Raw genomic sequence first — 19,815 nt, 5'->3', positions numbered from 1 at the left:
ATTTATAAGTTTTATGATTTTTTTAAAACTCAGCGTTTTGTGGTGTTCTTGGAAAAGGAATTACATCACGAATATTGCTCATTCCTGTTGCAAATAAAACCAAACGTTCAAAACCTAAACCAAAGCCAGAATGTACTGCGGTACCAAACTTACGAGTATCTAAATACCACCATAATTCTTCTTCAGGAATATTTAGTTCAGCCATTTTTTCTTTTAAAACATCTAAACGTTCTTCTCTTTCTGATCCACCTACCATTTCTCCGATTCCAGGGAATAAAACATCCATGGCACGAACTGTTTTACCATCTTCATTCAAACGCATGTAAAACGCTTTTATATTTGCTGGATAATCAAATAAAATAACTGGACACTTAAAGTGCTTTTCTACTAAATAACGTTCGTGCTCAGATTGTAAATCAACCCCCCATTCGTTAACAGGGAATTGAAATTTTTTCTTTTTGTTAGGCTTAGAGTTTCTTAAAATGTCAATAGCCTCTGTATAGCTTACACGCTTAAAGTTGTTGTCTACAACAAATCGTAATTTTTCAATTAAGCCCATTTCACTACGTTGTGCTTGAGGTTTAGTTTTTTCCTCTTGCGCTAATCGATTATCTAAGAAAGCTAAATCATCTTTACAGTTATCTAATACATATTGCAATACATACTTGATGAAGTCTTCAGATAAATCCATGTTAGCATCTAAATCATTAAAAGCTACTTCTGGCTCAATCATCCAAAACTCTGCTAAGTGACGTGTTGTATTTGAATTTTCTGCTCTAAAAGTAGGGCCGAAAGTATATATTTTACCTAATGCCATGGCATAGGTTTCACCTTCTAACTGACCAGAAACTGTTAAGTTAGTTTCTTTTCCAAAGAAATCTTTAGAGTAGTCTATTTCACCTTCTTCGTTTACAGGAGCTTTGTTAGCTTCAAATTGAGTTACTTTAAACATTTCACCAGCACCTTCAGCATCAGAACCAGTAATAATTGGAGTATTTACATAGTAAAATCCGTTTTGTTGGAAGTACTGATGTACTGCAAATGATAATGCAGAACGTAAACGCATTACAGCACTAAAAGTGTTAGTTCTTACACGTAAATGTGCGTTTTCACGTAAAAACTCTAAACTATGTTTTTTAGGCTGAATTGGATATTCATCAGGATTTGAATCTCCTAAAATTTCCAAATTGTTTACTTGAATCTCTACTGTTTGTCCTTTACCTTGGCTTTCTACCAAAGTACCTTGGATACTAACTGCAGCACCAGTATTTATTCTTTTTAATAAAGTTTCGTCGGTATTTTCAAAATCTACAACACACTGAATATTATTAATAGTAGAACCATCATTTAGAGCAATAAAACGATTGCTTCTAAAAGTTCTTACCCATCCTTTTACGTGTACTTCTTGTAAAAATTTGTCAGATTGTAATAAATCTTTAACGCTACTTCTTTTCATGTCTTTATATCTTCAATAAAATCAAGCAAAGATACTTTTTTGCTGTTAATTAGCAATAAAGAGACCGAAGAATAAAGAGTTAACTTTTACTTACTAAGTTTAATAGGAAAACAAGTATTTATAAACTAAACATAATATTCTTAATATTAGCCTTATTTTTCTTCTTTAGGAGGTAATATTTTAAACTTAGTTTCTTTTAAAACTTTTTTGTTTGCTATTTTTTTCTCGAATGAAAGTAGGAGAGAAGGTAACAATAATAAGTTTGAAACCATGGCTAACAATAATGTAATAGAAACTAAACCTCCTAATGCGATAGTACCACCAAAGCTTGAAACCGTAAAGACTAAAAATCCGAAAAATAGTACAATAGAAGTATAGAACATACTTACTCCTGTTTCTCTTAAAGCTGAGTAAACAGCGGATTTTACTTTCCAGTTATTTGCTAGCAATTCTTGTCGATATTTTGCTAAGAAGTGAATAGTATCATCTACAGAAATACCAAAGGCTATACTAAATACCAAAATAGTTGAAGGTTTTATAGGTATGTCAAAGAATCCCATTAATCCACCTGTAATTAGTAGTGGAAGCATATTAGGTATTAGTGAGATTAATATCATTTGTGGCGAACGGAACATCCACGCCATAAATATTGAAATTAATATGATGGCCAGCGATAGTGAAATAACCAAGTTTTTAATTAAATAGTTAGTTCCTTTTAAAAATACTAATGCTTTACCTGTTAATGAAACGTCAAATTTTTCACCTGGAAATTGTTTGTTAATTACAGCCTGTAATCGCTCTTGGATAATGTCCATTTTATCAGTACCAATATCTTTCATAAACGTAGTTATGCGAGCGTAACGTCCTGTACTATCTACAAAGTTCTTCAGCATACCAGAATTACTGTCAGAGTTTTTAGTATATGAGAAAATATAACTCTTCTCTTGACTTGTTGGTAATTGATAATATTTAGGGTTTCCGTTGTAATAGGCTTGCTTAGAGTATTTTACGAGATTTGTAACAGATATAGGTTTTGATAATTCAGGAAAAGTTTCAATAGTTTCATTAAGCTTTTCCATCTTTTTTAAGGTAGAAAGCTTCATAACACCTTTTTCTCTCTTAGTATCAATTAAAATTTCTAAAGGCATAATTCCTCCAAATTCATATTCAAAGAACTTAATATCTTTATAAAACTGCTTTCCCTTAGGCATGTCTTCAATCAAGCTTCCTGATACACGAATCATGTATAGGCCAATCATACTAAAAATGATTATGGAAACTGTAGTAATGTAAATAGCAATTCGTTGTTTTTTTACCATACGTTCCATCCAAGAAACAACATTACCCATCCATTTTTTCTCTAGATGGTTTAAATGTTTCTTTTCTGGTAGTGGCATAAAACTGTATATAATCGGGATAATTAATAATGCTAGAATAAAAATACTAATGATGTTTACAGATGCTAAAACACCAAACTCACGCATTAGCCTACTTTTAACAAATATAAAAGTTGCAAAACCTGAAGCAGTAGTAATGTTGGTCATTAATGTAGCATTTCCAACTTTAGAAATTACACGCTGTAATGATTTTGCTTGATTTCCGTGTTTTTTTACTTCTTGTTGATATTTGTTTATTAAGAAAACTGCATTTGGTACACCGATTACGATAATTAAAGGCGGAATTAAAGCAGATAACACGGTAATTTCATAACGGAATAATCCCATGAAACCAAAAGCCCAAGTTACTCCAATACTTACTACGAGTAGCGTAATAAATGTAGCTCTAAACGAACGGAAAAAGAAGAAAAAGATAATAGCTGTTATTAATAATGCACCAATAACAAAAATTCCCATTTCATCAGTGATATTCTGAGAGTTTAAGGTCCTTATGTAAGGCATACCAGAAACACGAACATCTATTTTATTGTCTTTTTCAAAAGATTTTATAGTTGGTATTAAAACATCAAAAACAAAATCTTTACGGATAGGAGTGTTTACAATATCCTTATTTAAATAAATAGCTGTTTGTAAAGTACCCTTGCCATTGTATAATAAGTTGTTATAAAAAGGAAGTTTCTCAAAAAGTTGCTTCTTTATGTTTTTAATTTCTTCGTCAGTAGATGGAGCCTTATCAAACAGTGGCTCAACGACAAACTTTCGTTTTTTTCTATCGGCCTTTAATTGCTGAACATCAGCAACAGAAACAGTAAAATCTACTTGTGGTAAGCTGTCTAAATCTTTAACAAGTTTATTCCATGCATTAAATTTAGCAGGTGTAAATATTGTAGAATCTTTAACGCCTAAGATGATGAGATTACCTTCTTCTCCAAAAATCTCTAAGAATTTGTTGTATTGAATATTTACCTCATGATCGGTAGGAAGTAAGTTGGCTTCTGTATAGGAGAAGCGCATATATTTCATCTGAGTGACTAAAAGCCCTGTAATTATAGCAATAGTAATTAAAACTAAGTAACGATTTCGCAATAAGAACCCTGCGATTTTAGTCCAAAAAGTCATCCAAAAAAAATTTCAGCAAAGTTATGCTAAATGAATTAATTAAACGAAAAAAAGAGCGTCATATGACGCTCTTTTTTAACTATTTCTTAAAAGAAACTATACAGTCATAATTTCTTTCTCTTTAACAGTAAACTTTTCGTCGATTATTTTTACGTAATCATCAGTTAACTTCTGAACTTCAGCTTCTGCATTTTTCTTCATATCGTCAGAAATATCAACTTTTTTAATTTCGTTGTTAGCATCTTTACGAGCATTACGAATTCCTACTTTTGCATGTTCAGCCTCTGCTTTTGCTTGTTTAGCTAAACCTTTACGACGTTCTTCGGTTAATGGTGGAACATTAATTATAATGTTTTCTCCATTATTCATTGGATTGAAACCGATGTTAGCAAGCATGATGGCTTTTTCGATTTCTTGTAACATATTTTTTTCCCATGGTTGAACAGATATAGTTCTAGCATCAGGAGTATTTACGTTTGCTACTTGTGATAATGGTGTTTGAGAACCGTAGTAATCTACCATAATTGTACTTAACATAGCAGGAGTTGCTCTACCAGCTCTAATTCCTACTAATTCTTTTTCTAAGTGGCTAATAGCTTTGTCCATTGCCTCTTTTGTCGAATCTAAAATAAAATCAATCTCTTCGTTCATTTTGTTCGTATTTATAATACCTCAAATAAGTTGAGGGTAACTTTTCGGTTTATTCGTTATCAACTATTGTTCCAATGTTTTCTCCAGAAACTAACTTTAATAGGTTTCCTTGTTTGTTCATATCAAAAACAATAATTGGTAGTTTATTTTCTTCACTTAAAGTAAAAGCTGTCATGTCCATTACTTTTAAGCCTTTTTCAATAACGTCTTTAAAGGTAATGTTTTCATATTTAACAGCATCTTTATCTTTTTCTGGATCGGCTGTGTAAATACCATCAACACGTGTACCCTTTAAAATAGCATCTGCATTAATTTCAATAGCTCTTAAAACAGCTGCTGTATCGGTTGTAAAATACGGATTTCCTGTTCCTCCACCAAAAATTACTACACGTCCTTTTTCTAAGTGACGATTAGCACGACGTTTAATGTAAGGCTCCGCAATTTCTTTAATTTCAATAGCTGTCTGTAAACGTGTATGTATTCCTTCATCTTCTAAGGCACTTTGCAAAGCTAGTCCGTTAATACAAGTTGCTAACATCCCCATATGGTCACCTTGTACGCGATCCATACCTTGACTTGCACCTGCAACTCCTCTAAAAATATTTCCACCACCAATAACAATGGCTACTTCTACACCTTTATCTACAACTTGTTTTATTTCTTGGGCATATTCCTTAAGTCTGTTTGGGTCAATACCATATTGACGTTCACCCATCAGTGCCTCTCCACTTAATTTTAAAAGAATTCTTTTGTATTGCATTTGTTTTGTTGAAAGTTGTGCAAAGCTACATATTTTTTTTATTCTAATTTTAACACATAAAAAAAAACCATCCAAAATGGATGGTTTTTATAATATGATTGTCGAGAATTATCCTAAAGTAACTCTTACGAAGTTTTTAACTTCAACGTCACCGTAAGAAGAAACGTATTCTGCAACAGTTTTCTTTTCGTCTTTAATAAACTTTTGATCTAATAAACATTGTTCTTGATCTAAAGTTGTATTGTCAGAGATAAATCTTTCCATTTTACCTGGTAAGATTTTGTCCCAGATTTGTTCTGGTTTACCTTCAGCTTTTAACTGTTCTTTAGCTTCTTCTTCAGCTTTAGCTATAGCTTCATCAGTTAATTGTAAACGAGAAACGAATTGAGGAACGTTCTTTAAAGTTTTACCTAAACGTACTAATTCTTCGTTATCTTTTTTGATAGCAGCAATTCTAGCTTCAGTTTCAGAAGCTACAAATGCAGGATCAAAATCTTTATAAGATAAAGTAGTAGCTCCCATTGAAGCAGCTTGCATAGCTAAGTCTTTAGTTAACTCAGCAGCATTATCTACAACAGCAGTTAAACCTACCATTGCAGCAATTTTACCAACGTGAGTATAAGCTCCTACGTATGGTGCTTCAATTCTTTCGAAAGCAGTGATATCTATTTTTTCACCGATAACTCCTGTTTGCTCGATTAATTTTTCAGCAACAGTTACACCACCAAAATCAGCAGCTAAGAACTCTTCTTTTGTTTTGTGGTTAAAAGCGATGTCAACAAATTCTTGCGCTAAAGCTTTGAATGAATCGTTTTTAGCTACGAAATCTGTTTCACATGCTAATACGATAGCAACACCATATGTGTTGTCATCGCTAATTTTAGTGATTGCCACACCTTCAGTAGACTCACGATCTGCTCTTTTAGCAGCAATCTTTTGTCCTTTTTTACGTAAAATTTCAATAGCTTTATCAAAATCACCTTCAGCTTCTACTAATGCTTTTTTACAATCCATCATACCAGCTCCGGTAGTTTCTCTTAATTTTTTTACGTCTGCAGCGCTAATTTTTACTGACATTTCTATCGTTATTTTTTAGTTGTAAATATATTGTTGTACAAAGTTGTAAAAATTTAAAGGTTCCAATGTAATGAAACCTTTAAATTAAAAATTATTTTGCTTCTTCTTTTGCTGGAGCGTCAGCTGTTTTTTCAGCTTTAGCTTTTTCCTTGTCAGCTTTTCTTTCAGTTAAGCCTTCAGCAATTGCATCAGTTACATGCGATAATACTTTATCGATAGATTTAGAAGCATCATCATTTGCAGGAATTACAAAATCAATCGGTCTAGGATCAGAGTTTGTATCAACCATAGCAAAGATTGGAATGTTTAATTTTTGTGCTTCAGCAACAGCAATGTGTTCTTTCTTTACATCAATTACAAATAAAGCTCCTGGTAAACGAGTCATATCAGAAATTGAACCTAAGTTCTTTTCTAATTTTTCACGTTGACGAGTAATTTGTAATTTTTCTCTTTTAGATAATGCATCAAAAGAACCATCAGTCTTCATTCTATCAATAGAAGTCATTTTCTTAACGGCTTTACGGATAGTAACGAAGTTTGTTAACATACCACCTGGCCAACGCTCAGTAATGTAAGGCATGTTTACAGCTTTAGCTTTTTCAGCAACGATATCTTTAGCTTGCTTTTTAGTAGCAACGAATAAGATTTTACGTCCTGAGTTAGCTATTTTTTGTAACGCAGCAGAAGCTTCGTCAATTTTAGCTGAAGTTTTGTACAAATCGATGATGTGAACACCATTACGCTCTGTATAAATGTATGGAGCCATGTTAGGGTTCCATTTTCTAGTTAAGTGTCCAAAGTGAACACCACTTTCTAATAATTCTTGAATGTTTGCCATTTTAATAAATGTGTTTACGTTCTGTTTTCGCAATATTTCAGTAGTTATTAAGTCTGAAATATTTAGATACTAAACTGTTAAAAATTGATTTATAAATAACAGTCTCGAAACATTTAAATACTGAAACAAGTTCAGTAAAATATTAACGTTTAGAGAACTGGAATTTCTTACGAGCTTTCTTCTGACCGAATTTCTTACGTTCAACCATTCTTGGATCACGAGTTAATAATCCTTCTGGTTTTAATACAGCTTTGTTTTCTTCGTTAATTGATACTAATGCTCTAGTAATCGCTAAACGAATAGCTTCAGCTTGACCAGTAACACCACCACCGTATACGTTAACTTTAATGTCGTAAGCCTCTAAGTTTTCAGTTAACATTAAAGGTTGTTGAACTTTGTATTGTAAAGTTGGTGTAGTGAAATAGTTTTTAAACTCTCTTTTGTTGATAGTGATGTTTCCACTTCCTTGAGAAACATAAACACGAGCAACAGCTGTTTTTCTTCTACCTATTTTGTGTACAGTTTCCATAATTATTTAAGATCGTTAAGGTTAATAGTTTTAGGTTTTTGAGCTTCTTGACCATGCTCTGTACCTGCGTAAACATATAAGTTTCTGAATAACGCACTACCTAATTTATTTTTAGGTAACATTCCTTTTACTGCTTTTTCGATTAATCTTGTAGGATCTTTTTCGAACATTTCTGTAGCAGTTAATGATCTTTGTCCTCCTGGGTAACCTGTGTGACGGATGTAAGACTTATCTGTCCACTTTTTACCAGTTAGGTTAATTTTTTCAGCGTTGATAATAACAACGTTGTCTCCACAGTCTACGTGAGGAGTGTAATTTGGCTTGTACTTACCTCTAACAAGTTTTGCAACTTTAGAAGCTAGACGACCCAATGTTTGCCCGTCCGCATCAACTAAAACCCACTCTTTGTTTACGGTAGCTTTATTAGCCGATACTGTTTTGTAACTTAATGTGTTCATAATTACACGATTAGTTTTTGTTTATTAATAATTTATTTTAATCCTTTAAAAAGGTCTGCAAATGTACGATTAATTATTTGATTGACAAATAGCGTGTTAGTTTAATTTTTATGTTGTTTGTTTTAGCTAAGTAAAGCGTATAAAAAAAGCGTGCTTTTTGCACGCTTTTTAAATTATATGTTAAAAAAATTATTCCACCTTTTGATCTAATAAATCAAAAAATTGATTTAATCTTGGTAAAATAATAATTTTCGTACGTCTGTTTTTAGCTTTGTTAGCAGGACTGTTGTTTTCTACTAAAGGAACATAGCTACTTCTACCAGCAGCAATTAATCTACTTGGTGCTACATTGTACTTTCCTTGTAATTCACGAACAATAGCAGTAGAACGTAATACACTTAATCCCCAGTTATCTTTTAATGATGATCCAGCAGCAACAGGAGTGTTGTCTGTGTGTCCTTCTACCATTACATCCATTTGAGGTTGTCCGTTAACTACAGTTGCAACTTTTTCTAACACTTTAGAAGCTTTGTCGTTAATAGTGTAGCTTCCGCTTTTAAATAATAATTTGTCTGATATTGAAATAAATACAACTGTTTTTTCAACATTAACTTCAATGTCTTCATCATCAATACCGTCTTGTAGTTCTCTTTTTAAATGAAAAGCAACCACTAAGTTTAAAGAGTCTTTTTTAGAAGCAGCTTCTCTAATTTTATTGATGTATTTGTCCTTTTTGCTTAATTGAGCTAATGTTTCTTTAATATTGTCGTTAGCACCTTTAGTTAACACAGTTAAGTTTTCAACTTGTTGTAACGTATTTTCTTTATCTTTCTTTAATTCTGTTACTCTAGACTCTAAAGAAAATGCTTTGTCTTCACAGTTCTCTTTTTCAACTAGACATTTTGTTAGGTTGGCTTTTACAGCTAGTAACTCTTCTTTTGTCTGTTCGTGTTTAGCTTTAATAGCTTCTAACTCTTTTGTAGAAGCACAAGATGCTAGTAAAATTGAAGCAGTAAGGAATAAAAATACTTTTCTCATTTTATTCTGATTTTTTTAGATGTATTTATTAATAGTTAAGCAAATTTATAAAAATGAAGACACAAAAAAGAGAATTAACAATCTTTTATGAAGTGTGAAAGCATTATTTTTGTGACTAAATTTTTAAAGATGATTAAAAGGATAACGCTTTTAGTAGTTTCATTATTGTTAGTAATAGCTTGTAAAGAAGAAAAAAAAGAAAATATAACTAAGCTACAGGGAGCGGTTTTTGGAACTACCTATCATATAACTTATTTGAATACTGTTAATTATCAAAAATCTATTGATAGTTTGTTTGTTTTGGTAAATAAATCATTGTCAACATACATGCCTACTTCAGATATTTCAAAAATAAATCAAGGAGATACTACGGTAGTGGTTGACGATATGTTTGTTGAAGTGTTTGATAAAGCAAAAAGAATTTATAAAGAAACTGATGGGTATTTTGATCCGACAATTGGAAGGTTGATTGATGCTTATGGATTTGGGTCAGGTAAGGAAAAAAAGAATCTAACTACCGAGGAAATTTCAGTCTTAATGGAACATGTGGGGTTTGATAAAGTTTCTTTAAAGGATAGAAAAGTTCATAGAGAAAGCTCAGATATAGAGTTTAATGTAAATGCTTTTGCTAAAGGATATGGTGTAGATGTGGTAGGAAGATTTTTAGAATCAAAAAATATTCATGATTATTTAGTAGAAATAGGAGGTGAGATTAGAGCTAGAGGGACAAAAGATGGAAAATTATGGAAGGTAGCTATTGAGAAACCAAATGTTGACGGAACACGCTCTATTCAAAAAGTAATTGAATTGGATAATGAGTCAATGGCAACTTCAGGAAATTATAGAAAGTACAAGGTAAATGCTGAAGGGAAAAAGATAGTGCATACGGTAAATGCAAAGACAGGATTGGCAGAGGAAAGTAACTTGCTAAGTGTGTCGGTTAGATTAAAAGGAGATTGTGCTGATGTAGATGCGTATGCAACTGCTTTTTTAGCAATGGGCTTAGAGAAAACTAAAGCGTTTTTAGAGAAACATCCAGAGTTGAAAGTGGTGTTATTATATCACAATGAAGCAAATGAGTTAGCAGAGTATATTAACTAGTTTTTATAACATACAGGTAAAATTTCGCCTTTCATTAAAGCAAATCGTTCTAGTTTTTCTGGAGCGATTTTTTTTGTGTAGTCTATTTCATCAACTTTAAAACCTATAGAACGTAGTTTGTCAAAATAATCACGACCGTATACGCGAACATGGTCATACTGGCCGAATATTTTTGCACGCTCTTTTGGATCAGTAATCGAATCGTCTTCAAAAGTAATTTCTCTAGATAAATCTTGAGGAATTTGAAAAATACCAAACCCACCAACTTTCATTACACGATACAATTCTTGCATTGCTTTCGTATCGTCAGAAATGTGTTCTAATACATGATTACAAAATACTACATCAAAAGAATTTTCTTTAAAAGGAAGGTCACAAATATCTGCTTTTACATCTGCTATAGGCGATTCTAAATCAGAAGTAGTATATTCTAAGTTCGTTTGTTTTCTAAAAACATCCAAAAAGCATTGCTCAGGAGCAATATGTAATACTTTTAACTTTTTATCTGAGGAGAAAAAGTTACTCTCTTGTTGTAAGAAAAGCCACATTAAACGATGTCTTTCTAGAGATAGGGTAGAAGGAGATAGTGCGTTTTCACGTTGTTTTCCGTACCCGTAAGGTAAAAATTTCTTAAATGATTTTCCATCAATAGGATCTGTGAAATTATCACCTTTTAGCCACCAAGCAATAACTGGGCGAGCCCAATAACTAGCTTTAATTAATATTGGTCTTGGAATTGTATTTAGTATTACTTTAAATAAAGACACAAATTATATGACTAATGGTTGTTGTCTGAATTCATCTTCCTCGTTGCTTTCAATACCTAATGCATCGTATATATACTTAAAGGTAGATAATAACTCAGGTTTACCGTCAATAATAGCTATATCGTGTTCGAAGTGTGCAGATGGTTTTCCGTCTAAAGTAGTAATTGTCCATCCATCACTATGTTGACGGATTTTATGAGTTCCCATATTGGTCATAGGTTCAATGGCTACTACCATACCTTCTATGAATTTTTTACCACGACCTCTGCGTCCGTAATTAGGCATTTCAGGATCTTCATGCATTTTGCGTCCTAATCCGTGACCTACTAATTCACGAACAACACCATAGCCATGCTTTTCTGTGAAGTTTTGAATAGCAAAACCTACATCTCCAACACGATTTCCTACTTTAAATTCACGAATACCTACATATAAACTCTCTTTAGTAACGTCAAGTAGTTTTTGAGTTTCAGGAGCAATTTCACCCACAGCAAACGTATAGGCATGATCTCCATAGAAATCATTTTTTATAGCGCCACAATCAATAGAAATGATATCACCTTCTTGTAAAGGTGTGTTATTTGGGATTCCGTGAACTACTTGTGAGTTTGGACTCATGCAAAGAGTGTTTGGGAAATCATACAAGCCTAAAAAACCAGGAATGGCACCTTGCTCACGAATAAAGTCTTCGGCAAGTTTATCAAGATACAATGTAGTAACTCCAGGTTTTACTTCTTTAGCAAGCATACCTAAAGTTTTTGATACTACTAAAGCACTTTCGCGCATTAATTCAATTTCTTCTCTAGTTTTTGGTTTAATCATGGTAAAAATATTGAGGCGCAAATTTACAGTTATTTTTGATATGGATGTTTGTATTCTTGACCAGATAGTATTTTTAAGAAATCTTCTTCAACTGAGCTATCTTCAATAGCATGTTCTACAAAACGACCAATTTCTTTTCCATCTTTATAAAATATAAAGGTTGGAACTCTAATTACATTAAAGCCTTCTTCTAGTCCGTTGGCTTTTTTTTGACGGTTTACAGTAACCAATTCAAGGTTCTTATAGTCGAACTCTGCTTCGTCTAAAATTTTATAAAAATTAGGGATTTCTCTTTTACTGTCTCCACACCAAGTTCCCATAAAACCTTTTATTTTTATATCTTTTAAGTATGGTTTTAGCTTTTCTACGGTACCCTTGTCTGTTTCGTAATATGAATAAAAATCGTTGAACCAATCACTTCCATATGGTTCTTGTTGAAAGTCTTTTTTGGTGGCAATACCAACTAAATTTCCATTTTCGTTTTTTGTTGCCAAGTTCTTGGGTGTTGACGCACAAGAAACAATAAGTAGGGTTACAAAAAAGTATACGATTTTTTTCATAAGGTTTATTTTTAAATAAGCGAATGTTGTGTCATTTCTTCAGGTTGTTCAACGCCCATTAGTTTTAAAATAGTTGGAGCAACATCGCCCAAAATACCACTTTTTATTGAATTTAATTCTTTATCAATTAAAATCATAGGCACTGGGTTTGTAGTATGGGCTGTATGTGGTGTTCCGTCTGGGTTAATCATTGTTTCACAGTTTCCGTGATCTGCAATTAAAATAGTAGTGTAGTCGTTATCTAGTGCTGTGGTAATTACATCTTTTACACAATCATCAACCGCTTCACAGGCTTTAACAGCAGCTTCAAATACACCAGTATGTCCTACCATATCACCATTTGCAAAATTTAAACACACAAAATCTACATCACCGCTTTGTAGTTCAGGAACAATAGCATCTCGAATCTCATAAGCGCTCATCTCAGGTTTTAAATCATAAGTAGCTACTTTTGGAGATGGACATAGTAAACGTTTTTCTCTTTTAAACTCTTCTTCTCTTCCGCCTGAGAAAAAGAAAGTTACGTGTGGATACTTTTCTGTTTCAGCAATTCTTATTTGACTTTTCCCTGCCGATTCTAATACTTCACCCAAGGTGTTTTCAATGTTCTTTCCGTCGTAAATAACATGAATTTTGTTAAACGTGTCATCATAGTTTGTCATAGTAACAAAATACAATGGTAATTTCTTCATGTTGAACTCAGGAAAATCTTTTTGACTCAAAGCTTCTGTTAACTGACGCCCTCTATCGGTTCTAAAATTGAAGAAAATAACAACGTCGTCTTCTTTAATTGTGGTTTTTGGTTGTTCATCTTCATTAACCATCACAATTGGTTTAATGAACTCATCGGTAACGTCTGTATTATAACTTTGTTGAATACTAGTTGAAGCATCCGAAGAAAAAGAGCCTTCTCCTTTAACTAAGGCATTGTAAGCAAGTTGTACACGTTCCCAACGATTATCACGATCCATAGCATAGTAACGACCGGTAATTGTAGCCAATTCACCTGTGGTTTTATGCATATGTTCTTGAATGTCGTTGATGAAGTATTTCCCTGATTTTGGATCACAATCACGTCCGTCAGTAAAAGCATGTAGGTATACGTTATCTAAACCAACATTGTTAGCTGCAGATAGCAATCCTTTTAGGTGGTCAATATGAGAGTGAATTCCTCCATTAGAAACCAACCCTAAAAAATGAACATTTTTATTGTTTGCCTTTGCATATTCAAAAGCATTTAGAAGTTCCTTTTCTTGCGCCAAAGTCCCCTCTTTTACAGCCTTGTTGATTTTAGCTAAGTTTTGATATACAATTCTACCAGCACCTAAGTTCATATGCCCAACTTCTGAATTTCCCATTTGTCCTACAGGTAAACCAACATGTTCGCCATCAGTTCTTAACTGTGCATGTGGGAATTTATCGTATAACGAATTTATAAATGGGGTTTTAGCGTTGTATATGGCCGATACTTTTGGATCTTGGGTAATTCCCCATCCATCCAAAATCATTAAAATTACTTTCTTGTTCATTTGTTGTGTGTTGCACTGCAAAAGTAAGAAAGATTTTTGGGGAATATTTTAGGAATTCACAAAAACAAAAGCAATGTATATTAGTATAAAGAAGATTATGAGGATGCCAATGTTATTTTTAATGTATTGAGTTTTATTTTCTTTAAGGTTTGTAGGCGTATTTTATCAAGTTCCTTTTTGTTAGCACACCTATCAAAATATAATTTATCACTGTTTTCTTTTTGAAACCGTTCTAGTTTATCAAAAGCACTAACTCTTTTTCTTTTATTGTTTTTTAAACTGGTTATCATTGCAGATACCGCTCCACCAAAACTCATAGCAAATTTTTTAAAAGTATATAAAGTAAATTAAAAGAATAAGAAAAAGAGTGAAAAACAATATTTTTTTAAGTAAAGCTTTCTGGTTTTCTTTCTTTACTTTTTTTCTTATTTCATTTAAGTTGTTTTTGAGAGGCTTTTTTATCCGTTATAGTGTAATTATTTTCATTGGTAAGTTGACCTAATTTTTTTAATGTATTAGGTTTGTTTCTTTTAAGGTGTTGAACAGTTTTGTTCATTTCTGATGCTGGACCAAAACCAAAACTCATAGCAAATTAATTTTAGGATACATCTATTTGTATATTTAATTAGTTAGATGTTACAAAAAGCAAAAGGATAATATTACTTTCCATATTTACGAATAGCCTCTTTAATTTTCTCAATTCTGTTTTCAGGATCAGGATGTGTACTTTGAAATTCGGGAATTCTATTTGGTCCTGCTGCAGCTTTTAAAATTTCCATTACGCCAATTAAGTTTTCAGGATTATAACCCGCATCAATCATTAATTTTACGCCTAATTCATCACTTTCTAGTTCATCTCCACGACCGTTCTTTAATAAAGTTTGTTGTCCAATACTATTAGCTAATTGTCCTAAATCAGCACCAACAGAAGCTCCCATGGTTAAAAGTTTCCAAAAATTTGCATCAGTAATTCGTTCATTAGAATGTTTTCCTAAAACATGACCAATTTCATGCCCTAAAACTCCTGCTAATTGATCTTCGTTTTTTAATTGAGAAAACAGGGCATGAGTAATAAAAACCTGTCCGCCTGGTAAAGCAAAAGCATTAATAGTTTTTTCGTCTCTTAATAAATGAAAATCGAACTGATAGCCAGATTTTTTAGCTACAGTGTTGTTTATAAGTTTTGCACCAACTTTGTCTACAAGTGCTTGAGCATTTTTGTTAGGGTATAAACCTCCATGCTGTTGAGTCATTACAGGAGCTTGTTGTAGTCCGATAGCGATTTCTTGTTCTGGAGATAAGCTAACTGCTTGTGTTTTTCCTGTGTAAGGGTTTACCTCTTGTTGACTGCATTTACGTAAATAAGCAAAAGCAACTATAGCTATACCTATAAGTAAACGAGTTTTTAAGCCTCCTTTAATTTTCATCAATAAGTTGTTTTATTAGTCCCGAAAGTAAAAGTACAAAATATATAATTTAACGGATATCAATTTTTTGTGAACTATAAAAAACTTAAATTTACACAGCAAAACAAACAACATTATGGAGCCTCACTTTGAATTAAACGAAGTTACTAAGAAGTTACCCAAGCACTTACATAAATTTGTGGTAAAACAACCGTACGATGAATATACTGCTCAGAACCAAGCAGTATGGCGTTATGTAATGCGTATGAACGTAGATTATTTAGGGAAAGTAGCGCATGCTTCGTACTTAGATGGATTGAAAAAAACAGGTATTTCAGTAGAGAAAATTCCTCATATGCAAGGAATGAACCGTATTTTAAAAGAAATAGGTTGGGCAGCAGTATCTGTTGATGGTTTTATACCACCAAATGCTTTTATGGAGTTCCAAGCATACAACGTGTTAGTGATTGCGTCTGACATGCGTACTATAGATCATATTGAATATACGCCTGCTCCTGATATTATTCATGAAGCTGCAGGGCATGCACCAATTATCGCAAACCCAGAATATGCTGAGTATTTACGTCGTTTTGGAGAAATTGGAGCAAAAGCGATTTCTTCAGCTAAAGATTACGAAATGTATGAAGCCATTCGTTTATTATCTATTCTAAAAGAAGATCCAAATTCTACTCAAAAAGAAATTGATGAAGCGCAAGAAAAAGTGGAGTGGTTGCAAGATAATATGGGAGAGCTTTCAGAAATGGCTCAAATAAGAAATCTACATTGGTGGACGGTTGAGTATGGATTGATAGGAACTCTTGATGATCCGAAAATTTATGGAGCTGGATTGTTATCTTCTATAGGAGAGAGTAAATGGTGTATGAAAGATGAAGTAGAAAAAGTTCCATATACATTAGATGCTGCAAATGTAAGCTTTGATATTACAAAACCTCAACCTCAATTATTTGTTACGCCAGATTTTGCTCATTTAAGTTTGGTGTTGGAACAGTTTGCTAATAAAATGGCGATACGAACTGGAGGATTAAAAGGAATAGAAAAACTAATAGATTCTAAAAATTTAGGAACTATTGAGTTGAGTACTGGTATTCAGGTATCGGGTGTTTTTACAAATGTAATAACGGATGAGAATAATAAAGCTATATATGTACAAACTACAGGACCTACTGCCTTAGCAAATAGAGATGAAGAGTTAATAGGTCACGGTATAAATTATCATGCTGAAGGTTTTGGTAGTCCAATAGGAAAGTTAAAAGGAATTAATATCCCGATAGAAAACATGAGTCCACGTGATTTGAAAGCTTATGGAATTTACGAAGGAGAACAAGTTACATTGGAATTTGAAGGAGGGGTAAAAGTAGTTGGAGAAGTTATTACAGGAACAAGAGATTTAAGAGGTAGAATTTTATTGATTTCTTTTAAAAACTGTACTGTAACTCATGGTGACACATTGTTGTTTTACCCAGATTGGGGAGTGTATGATATGGCAGTTGGTGTTGAGGTAGTGTCGGCTTTTGCTGGATCTGCTGATGTAGCTTCATTTGGAGATGTAGGAAAAGTATCGGAAACTAAAACGCACAAAATTCAGTATTCTGATTCAGATAGAAAGTTATATAGTTTGTATGACAGAGTAAGAGAGTTAAGAGAGGGTGGTATGGTTTCTGAGGAAGACATTGAGGAAATTTTTACAGAAGTAAATTCGAAGTTTAAAAATGATTGGTTGTTGCCGTTAGAATTGTTAGAATTGGCAACACTAAACAATTTTTCAATAAAACAAACGTTACGTGAATATCTTGAAAACATGAAAAGTAACAAGAGTTACACTACGTTAATAGAAAACGGTTTACTTTTGTTGGAAAATTACCAAGAAGTATAAAATGGGATTATTTAATTTATTTAGAAAGAAGAATATGAGTAACGAAATACAGGAATATTTAGCTAAAGGAGCGATTGTATTAGATGTAAGAACTTTAGCGGAATGGAATGAAGGGCATAGCGAAGGAGCTAAGCATATTGTGTTAGCTACGATTCCTACAAATGTAGAGGAAATTAAATCGTGGGATAAACCAGTAATTGCAGTATGTAGAAGTGGAGGTAGAAGCGGGCAAGCAGCACAGTTTTTACAAAACCATGGGGTTGATGTAATCAACGGTGGTCCATGGCAAAATGTAGATCAATATTTAGTAAAATAAATATATAAAGATTAAAAATTTATAAAAGGAAATGCTTGTAAAAGTGTTTCCTTTTTTTGTTGTAGCTTTTTTAAAAATAATTGATGTGCTTCAGAGTTTGGATTAAAGGGTTTGTGGTTTAATCCTCTTTGAATGGTGTCAACTTGTTGCATGGTTTGATATGAACCTTCCGCAATCCAAACCTCTTTAAACTTTTCCCAGATATAATTAATAGCTGTTTGGTTCGGGTGAATCATATCTTCATTGTAAAAACGATAATCACGTAGCTCGTCCATCATAATTTCATACGAAGGAAAATAGTAAATAGCACTCCTTGGTTCTACTACTTCATAAATAGCTGAAAGTAAATGTGCTTTACTTCGTTGATTCTCTGTAAAACCATCTTTAAGATGACGAACAGGTGATACTGTATAAATAACCGATATGTTTTTATTAACTGATTTTACAAGAGAGTTAATAGCTTTTAAGCTTTCAGAAATTTCGTCAACACTTAATAGTTCTTTTAAAAATTTTTTCTGAGGAACTTTGTGGCAATTAGCAACTATAGTGTCTGAGGTGATTTCTCGATATACCCAAGCGGTACCTAGTGTAATGATAAGGTGTGTGGTGTTTAGTAGTTGCTCAAAAGTTTGTTGTATGGATAAATTTAAGCTGTTTAATAATTCATTTTTATTTATAGCGCTTAAACTTGAATGTGCTTCAAAAGAGTGCCAGCGTTCATTGTGAAAAAAAACATCTTTGTCAGTATATTTTTCTTTGTTTAGGGCTTTTATAATTAAATTTTCAATAGCCTTAGGGTGGAATAAAATCCCAAAAGGATTTTGTTTTGACTGAAACTTATAATAATCAAGTTTATTACCAATATTTTCAGAAAAACAAGAACCAAGCAATAATAATTTGGATTGATAACTAATTTGATTATGTTTTTGTTTTGTAAGTGGTATTTGTGTCTGAAAATTCATGATTTTTAAGAAAAATAACTATCAAAAATAAGTATAAAATATTCATAAGAAGCACTATAAGTTCGTAGTTTATGAAAATTTGTATCTTTGTTCAAAAGAATTCAGAATAAATTGAACAATATAAAATCTACTTTCACAATTAAAGACCTGGAAAATATTTCAGGAATTAAGGCCCATACTATTCGAATTTGGGAGAAACGATATAATCTGTTATCACCTGATAGGACAGATACAAATATTCGTTATTATTCTTCTGAGAACTTACAGAAGTTGCTTAATGTAGTGTTGTTGAATAAAAACAATATAAAGATTTCTAAAATAGCTGAAATGTCTGATGATACAATCGTTTTAAAAGCTAGAGAGTTGGCTTTTAAAATGGCTGTAAATGATGAAGCAATAAACTCTTTTAAGTTGGCAATGTTTCAGTTTGATAAAACGTTATTTAATAATGCTTACAACAGGTTGCTTAAAAGAAAAACGTTTAGAGAAATCTTCAAAGACGTTTTTGTGCCTTTTTTAAATCATATAGGATTGTTGTGGCAAACAGACACGTTGTTGCCAGCGCATGAGCATTTTATTTCGAATTTAATTGTCCAAAAAATTCAAATAAACATAGAGAAGTTAGAGTATTCTAATAATAATTCAGAAATGAGCTATGTGTTATTTTTACCTGAAAATGAGATTCATGAATTAGGATTGATGTACCTAAATTATGAGCTTATACTAAGAGGGTATAATACGATTTATTTAGGGCAAAGTCTGCCTTTAGATAATTTAGATTGTTTTTTTAAAAGTAAATCGAAAGTTTGTTTTGTTACATCTATGACTGTTCAGCCTTACGATGATAAAGTAGAAGAATATTTTTCAGAAATTGAAACTGTACTTGAAAACACTAACCATGAATTGATTGCTATAGGAAGCAAAGCGATGGCTGTTGATAATGTAGATTTTAAAGCTAAAATAACAGTGTATTCTTCCCTTAAAATATTTTTAAATCAGTTCTAATTTTTTTTGATCAATTTAATTTTGTTTATTTTTTATTTGTTTTTGTTAAACAAAAAGTGTAATTTTGACTAATGTTTTGATTTTCAAGACATATTTTTTTAATGAAATTAATTTTGTTTAATGTTTTTCT

The 19,815-nt window shown here is 32.3% G+C and carries 21 protein-coding genes; 4 read left to right on the top strand and 17 right to left on the bottom strand.

Going from position 1 to position 19,815, the window contains the following annotated elements:
* Nucleotides 1-22: 22 nt before the first annotated feature.
* From asnS to C8N27_RS03255, 9 genes are all read right to left on the bottom strand, one after another.
* On the bottom strand, nt 23-1,456 hold the full coding sequence (asnS, locus tag C8N27_RS03295) for an asparagine--tRNA ligase (RefSeq protein ID WP_099215737.1): 1,434 nt from the start codon (nt 1,454-1,456) through the stop codon (nt 23-25).
* A gap of 152 nt (nt 1,457-1,608) precedes the next feature.
* On the bottom strand, nt 1,609-3,972 hold the full coding sequence (locus C8N27_RS03290) for an efflux RND transporter permease subunit (protein ID WP_121146252.1): 2,364 nt from the start codon (nt 3,970-3,972) through the stop codon (nt 1,609-1,611).
* A 96-nt stretch (nt 3,973-4,068) separates the two neighbouring features.
* Nucleotides 4,069-4,623: a ribosome recycling factor gene (frr, locus tag C8N27_RS03285; RefSeq protein ID WP_099215739.1), complete on the bottom strand. Its 555-nt coding sequence runs from the start codon at nt 4,621-4,623 to the stop codon at nt 4,069-4,071.
* Nucleotides 4,624-4,672: 49 nt separating this feature from the next.
* Nucleotides 4,673-5,383, bottom strand: coding sequence for a UMP kinase (gene pyrH / locus C8N27_RS03280; RefSeq protein WP_099215740.1), 711 nt, complete (start codon nt 5,381-5,383; stop codon nt 4,673-4,675).
* Nucleotides 5,384-5,491: 108 nt separating this feature from the next.
* The gene (tsf, locus tag C8N27_RS03275; protein ID WP_099215742.1) at nt 5,492-6,460 is read right to left on the bottom strand and encodes a translation elongation factor Ts; all 969 of its coding nucleotides are present in this window, start codon (nt 6,458-6,460) and stop codon (nt 5,492-5,494) included.
* Nucleotides 6,461-6,551: 91 nt separating this feature from the next.
* Nucleotides 6,552-7,298 carry a 30S ribosomal protein S2 gene (rpsB, locus tag C8N27_RS03270; protein ID WP_099215743.1) on the bottom strand — a complete coding sequence of 249 codons (747 nt, stop codon included), beginning with the start codon at nt 7,296-7,298 and terminating at the stop codon, nt 6,552-6,554.
* A gap of 142 nt (nt 7,299-7,440) precedes the next feature.
* Nucleotides 7,441-7,827: a 30S ribosomal protein S9 gene (rpsI, locus tag C8N27_RS03265; RefSeq protein WP_028892298.1), complete on the bottom strand. Its 387-nt coding sequence runs from the start codon at nt 7,825-7,827 to the stop codon at nt 7,441-7,443.
* Between the two features lie 2 nt (nt 7,828-7,829).
* Nucleotides 7,830-8,285, bottom strand: a complete 456-nt coding sequence (gene rplM, locus C8N27_RS03260) for a 50S ribosomal protein L13 (protein WP_099215744.1) — start codon at nt 8,283-8,285, stop codon at nt 7,830-7,832.
* A 189-nt stretch (nt 8,286-8,474) separates the two neighbouring features.
* A complete protein-coding gene (locus tag C8N27_RS03255) occupies nt 8,475-9,323 on the bottom strand; it encodes an OmpA/MotB family protein (protein ID WP_121146251.1) in 849 nt (282 codons plus the stop codon).
* Between the two features lie 129 nt (nt 9,324-9,452).
* Between C8N27_RS03255 and C8N27_RS03250 the strand changes: the two genes are divergently transcribed.
* Nucleotides 9,453-10,424: an FAD:protein FMN transferase gene (locus C8N27_RS03250; protein WP_241210174.1), complete on the top strand. Its 972-nt coding sequence runs from the start codon at nt 9,453-9,455 to the stop codon at nt 10,422-10,424.
* On the opposite strand, the gene C8N27_RS03245 is transcribed toward C8N27_RS03250, so the two are convergent.
* From C8N27_RS03245 to C8N27_RS03220, 7 genes are all read right to left on the bottom strand, one after another.
* Entirely contained in the window at nt 10,421-11,191 is a 771-nt protein-coding gene (locus C8N27_RS03245; RefSeq protein ID WP_121146249.1) for a class I SAM-dependent methyltransferase, read from the bottom strand. The two genes, C8N27_RS03250 and C8N27_RS03245, sit on opposite strands and share 4 nt — an antisense overlap.
* A gap of 3 nt (nt 11,192-11,194) precedes the next feature.
* The gene (gene map / locus C8N27_RS03240) at nt 11,195-12,013 is read right to left on the bottom strand and encodes a type I methionyl aminopeptidase (RefSeq protein WP_099215748.1); all 819 of its coding nucleotides are present in this window, start codon (nt 12,011-12,013) and stop codon (nt 11,195-11,197) included.
* A gap of 29 nt (nt 12,014-12,042) precedes the next feature.
* The gene (locus tag C8N27_RS03235) at nt 12,043-12,573 is read right to left on the bottom strand and encodes a thioredoxin family protein (RefSeq protein ID WP_099215749.1); all 531 of its coding nucleotides are present in this window, start codon (nt 12,571-12,573) and stop codon (nt 12,043-12,045) included.
* Between the two features lie 11 nt (nt 12,574-12,584).
* Nucleotides 12,585-14,102, bottom strand: a complete 1,518-nt coding sequence (gene gpmI / locus C8N27_RS03230) for a 2,3-bisphosphoglycerate-independent phosphoglycerate mutase (protein ID WP_121146248.1) — start codon at nt 14,100-14,102, stop codon at nt 12,585-12,587.
* 95 nt (nt 14,103-14,197) lie between these two features.
* Nucleotides 14,198-14,419, bottom strand: a complete 222-nt coding sequence (locus tag C8N27_RS03225; protein ID WP_121146247.1) for a hypothetical protein — start codon at nt 14,417-14,419, stop codon at nt 14,198-14,200.
* A 113-nt stretch (nt 14,420-14,532) separates the two neighbouring features.
* Complete coding sequence (locus tag C8N27_RS15840) at nt 14,533-14,688, bottom strand: hypothetical protein (protein WP_167444716.1); 156 nt, start codon at nt 14,686-14,688, stop codon at nt 14,533-14,535.
* A 73-nt stretch (nt 14,689-14,761) separates the two neighbouring features.
* Nucleotides 14,762-15,529, bottom strand: coding sequence for a M48 family metalloprotease (locus C8N27_RS03220; RefSeq protein ID WP_121146246.1), 768 nt, complete (start codon nt 15,527-15,529; stop codon nt 14,762-14,764).
* 115 nt (nt 15,530-15,644) lie between these two features.
* Between C8N27_RS03220 and C8N27_RS03215 the strand changes: the two genes are divergently transcribed.
* Together C8N27_RS03215 and C8N27_RS03210 are read left to right on the top strand one after the other, a co-directional pair.
* Nucleotides 15,645-17,402: an aromatic amino acid hydroxylase gene (locus C8N27_RS03215; protein WP_121146245.1), complete on the top strand. Its 1,758-nt coding sequence runs from the start codon at nt 15,645-15,647 to the stop codon at nt 17,400-17,402.
* 34 nt (nt 17,403-17,436) lie between these two features.
* Nucleotides 17,437-17,718: a rhodanese-like domain-containing protein gene (locus C8N27_RS03210; protein WP_099216052.1), complete on the top strand. Its 282-nt coding sequence runs from the start codon at nt 17,437-17,439 to the stop codon at nt 17,716-17,718.
* Nucleotides 17,719-17,729: 11 nt separating this feature from the next.
* On the opposite strand, the gene C8N27_RS03205 is transcribed toward C8N27_RS03210, so the two are convergent.
* Entirely contained in the window at nt 17,730-18,680 is a 951-nt protein-coding gene (locus tag C8N27_RS03205) for a GSCFA domain-containing protein (protein WP_121146244.1), read from the bottom strand.
* Between the two features lie 111 nt (nt 18,681-18,791).
* On the opposite strand from C8N27_RS03205, the gene C8N27_RS03200 reads away from it, so the two are divergent.
* Nucleotides 18,792-19,685, top strand: coding sequence for a MerR family transcriptional regulator (locus tag C8N27_RS03200; protein ID WP_121146243.1), 894 nt, complete (start codon nt 18,792-18,794; stop codon nt 19,683-19,685).
* Nucleotides 19,686-19,815 lie beyond the last annotated feature (130 nt).

Origin of the sequence: Tenacibaculum discolor (assembly GCF_003664185.1) — a bacterium.
In the GTDB taxonomy this organism is placed as follows: Bacteria; Bacteroidota; Bacteroidia; order Flavobacteriales; family Flavobacteriaceae; genus Polaribacter; species Polaribacter discolor.
Note: the sequence above shows the minus strand (reverse complement) of the source record. Positions and strands in the feature narration are given on the sequence as shown.

Bases quoted from the DNA above. Each gene is read 5' to 3' on its own strand.
- C8N27_RS03235 (WP_099215749.1), bottom strand. From the start codon at position 12,573: ATGAAAAAAATCGTATACTTTTTTGTAACCCTACTTATTGTTTCTTGT.
- map (WP_099215748.1), bottom strand. From the start codon at position 12,013: ATGATTAAACCAAAAACTAGAGAAGAAATTGAATTAATGCGCGAAAGT.
- C8N27_RS03205 (WP_121146244.1), bottom strand. From the start codon at position 18,680: ATGAATTTTCAGACACAAATACCACTTACAAAACAAAAACATAATCAA.
- frr (WP_099215739.1), bottom strand. From the start codon at position 4,623: ATGAACGAAGAGATTGATTTTATTTTAGATTCGACAAAAGAGGCAATG.
- C8N27_RS03250 (WP_241210174.1), top strand. From the start codon at position 9,453: ATGATTAAAAGGATAACGCTTTTAGTAGTTTCATTATTGTTAGTAATA.
- rpsI (WP_028892298.1), bottom strand. From the start codon at position 7,827: ATGGAAACTGTACACAAAATAGGTAGAAGAAAAACAGCTGTTGCTCGT.
- C8N27_RS03290 (WP_121146252.1), bottom strand. From the start codon at position 3,972: ATGACTTTTTGGACTAAAATCGCAGGGTTCTTATTGCGAAATCGTTAC.
- rplM (WP_099215744.1), bottom strand. From the start codon at position 8,285: ATGAACACATTAAGTTACAAAACAGTATCGGCTAATAAAGCTACCGTA.
- C8N27_RS03255 (WP_121146251.1), bottom strand. From the start codon at position 9,323: ATGAGAAAAGTATTTTTATTCCTTACTGCTTCAATTTTACTAGCATCT.
- C8N27_RS03210 (WP_099216052.1), top strand. From the start codon at position 17,437: ATGAGTAACGAAATACAGGAATATTTAGCTAAAGGAGCGATTGTATTA.
- C8N27_RS15840 (WP_167444716.1), bottom strand. From the start codon at position 14,688: ATGAGTTTTGGTTTTGGTCCAGCATCAGAAATGAACAAAACTGTTCAA.
- C8N27_RS03215 (WP_121146245.1), top strand. From the start codon at position 15,645: ATGGAGCCTCACTTTGAATTAAACGAAGTTACTAAGAAGTTACCCAAG.
- rpsB (WP_099215743.1), bottom strand. From the start codon at position 7,298: ATGGCAAACATTCAAGAATTATTAGAAAGTGGTGTTCACTTTGGACAC.
- tsf (WP_099215742.1), bottom strand. From the start codon at position 6,460: ATGTCAGTAAAAATTAGCGCTGCAGACGTAAAAAAATTAAGAGAAACT.
- C8N27_RS03225 (WP_121146247.1), bottom strand. From the start codon at position 14,419: ATGAGTTTTGGTGGAGCGGTATCTGCAATGATAACCAGTTTAAAAAAC.
- C8N27_RS03220 (WP_121146246.1), bottom strand. From the start codon at position 15,529: ATGAAAATTAAAGGAGGCTTAAAAACTCGTTTACTTATAGGTATAGCT.
- gpmI (WP_121146248.1), bottom strand. From the start codon at position 14,102: ATGAACAAGAAAGTAATTTTAATGATTTTGGATGGATGGGGAATTACC.
- pyrH (WP_099215740.1), bottom strand. From the start codon at position 5,383: ATGCAATACAAAAGAATTCTTTTAAAATTAAGTGGAGAGGCACTGATG.
- asnS (WP_099215737.1), bottom strand. From the start codon at position 1,456: ATGAAAAGAAGTAGCGTTAAAGATTTATTACAATCTGACAAATTTTTA.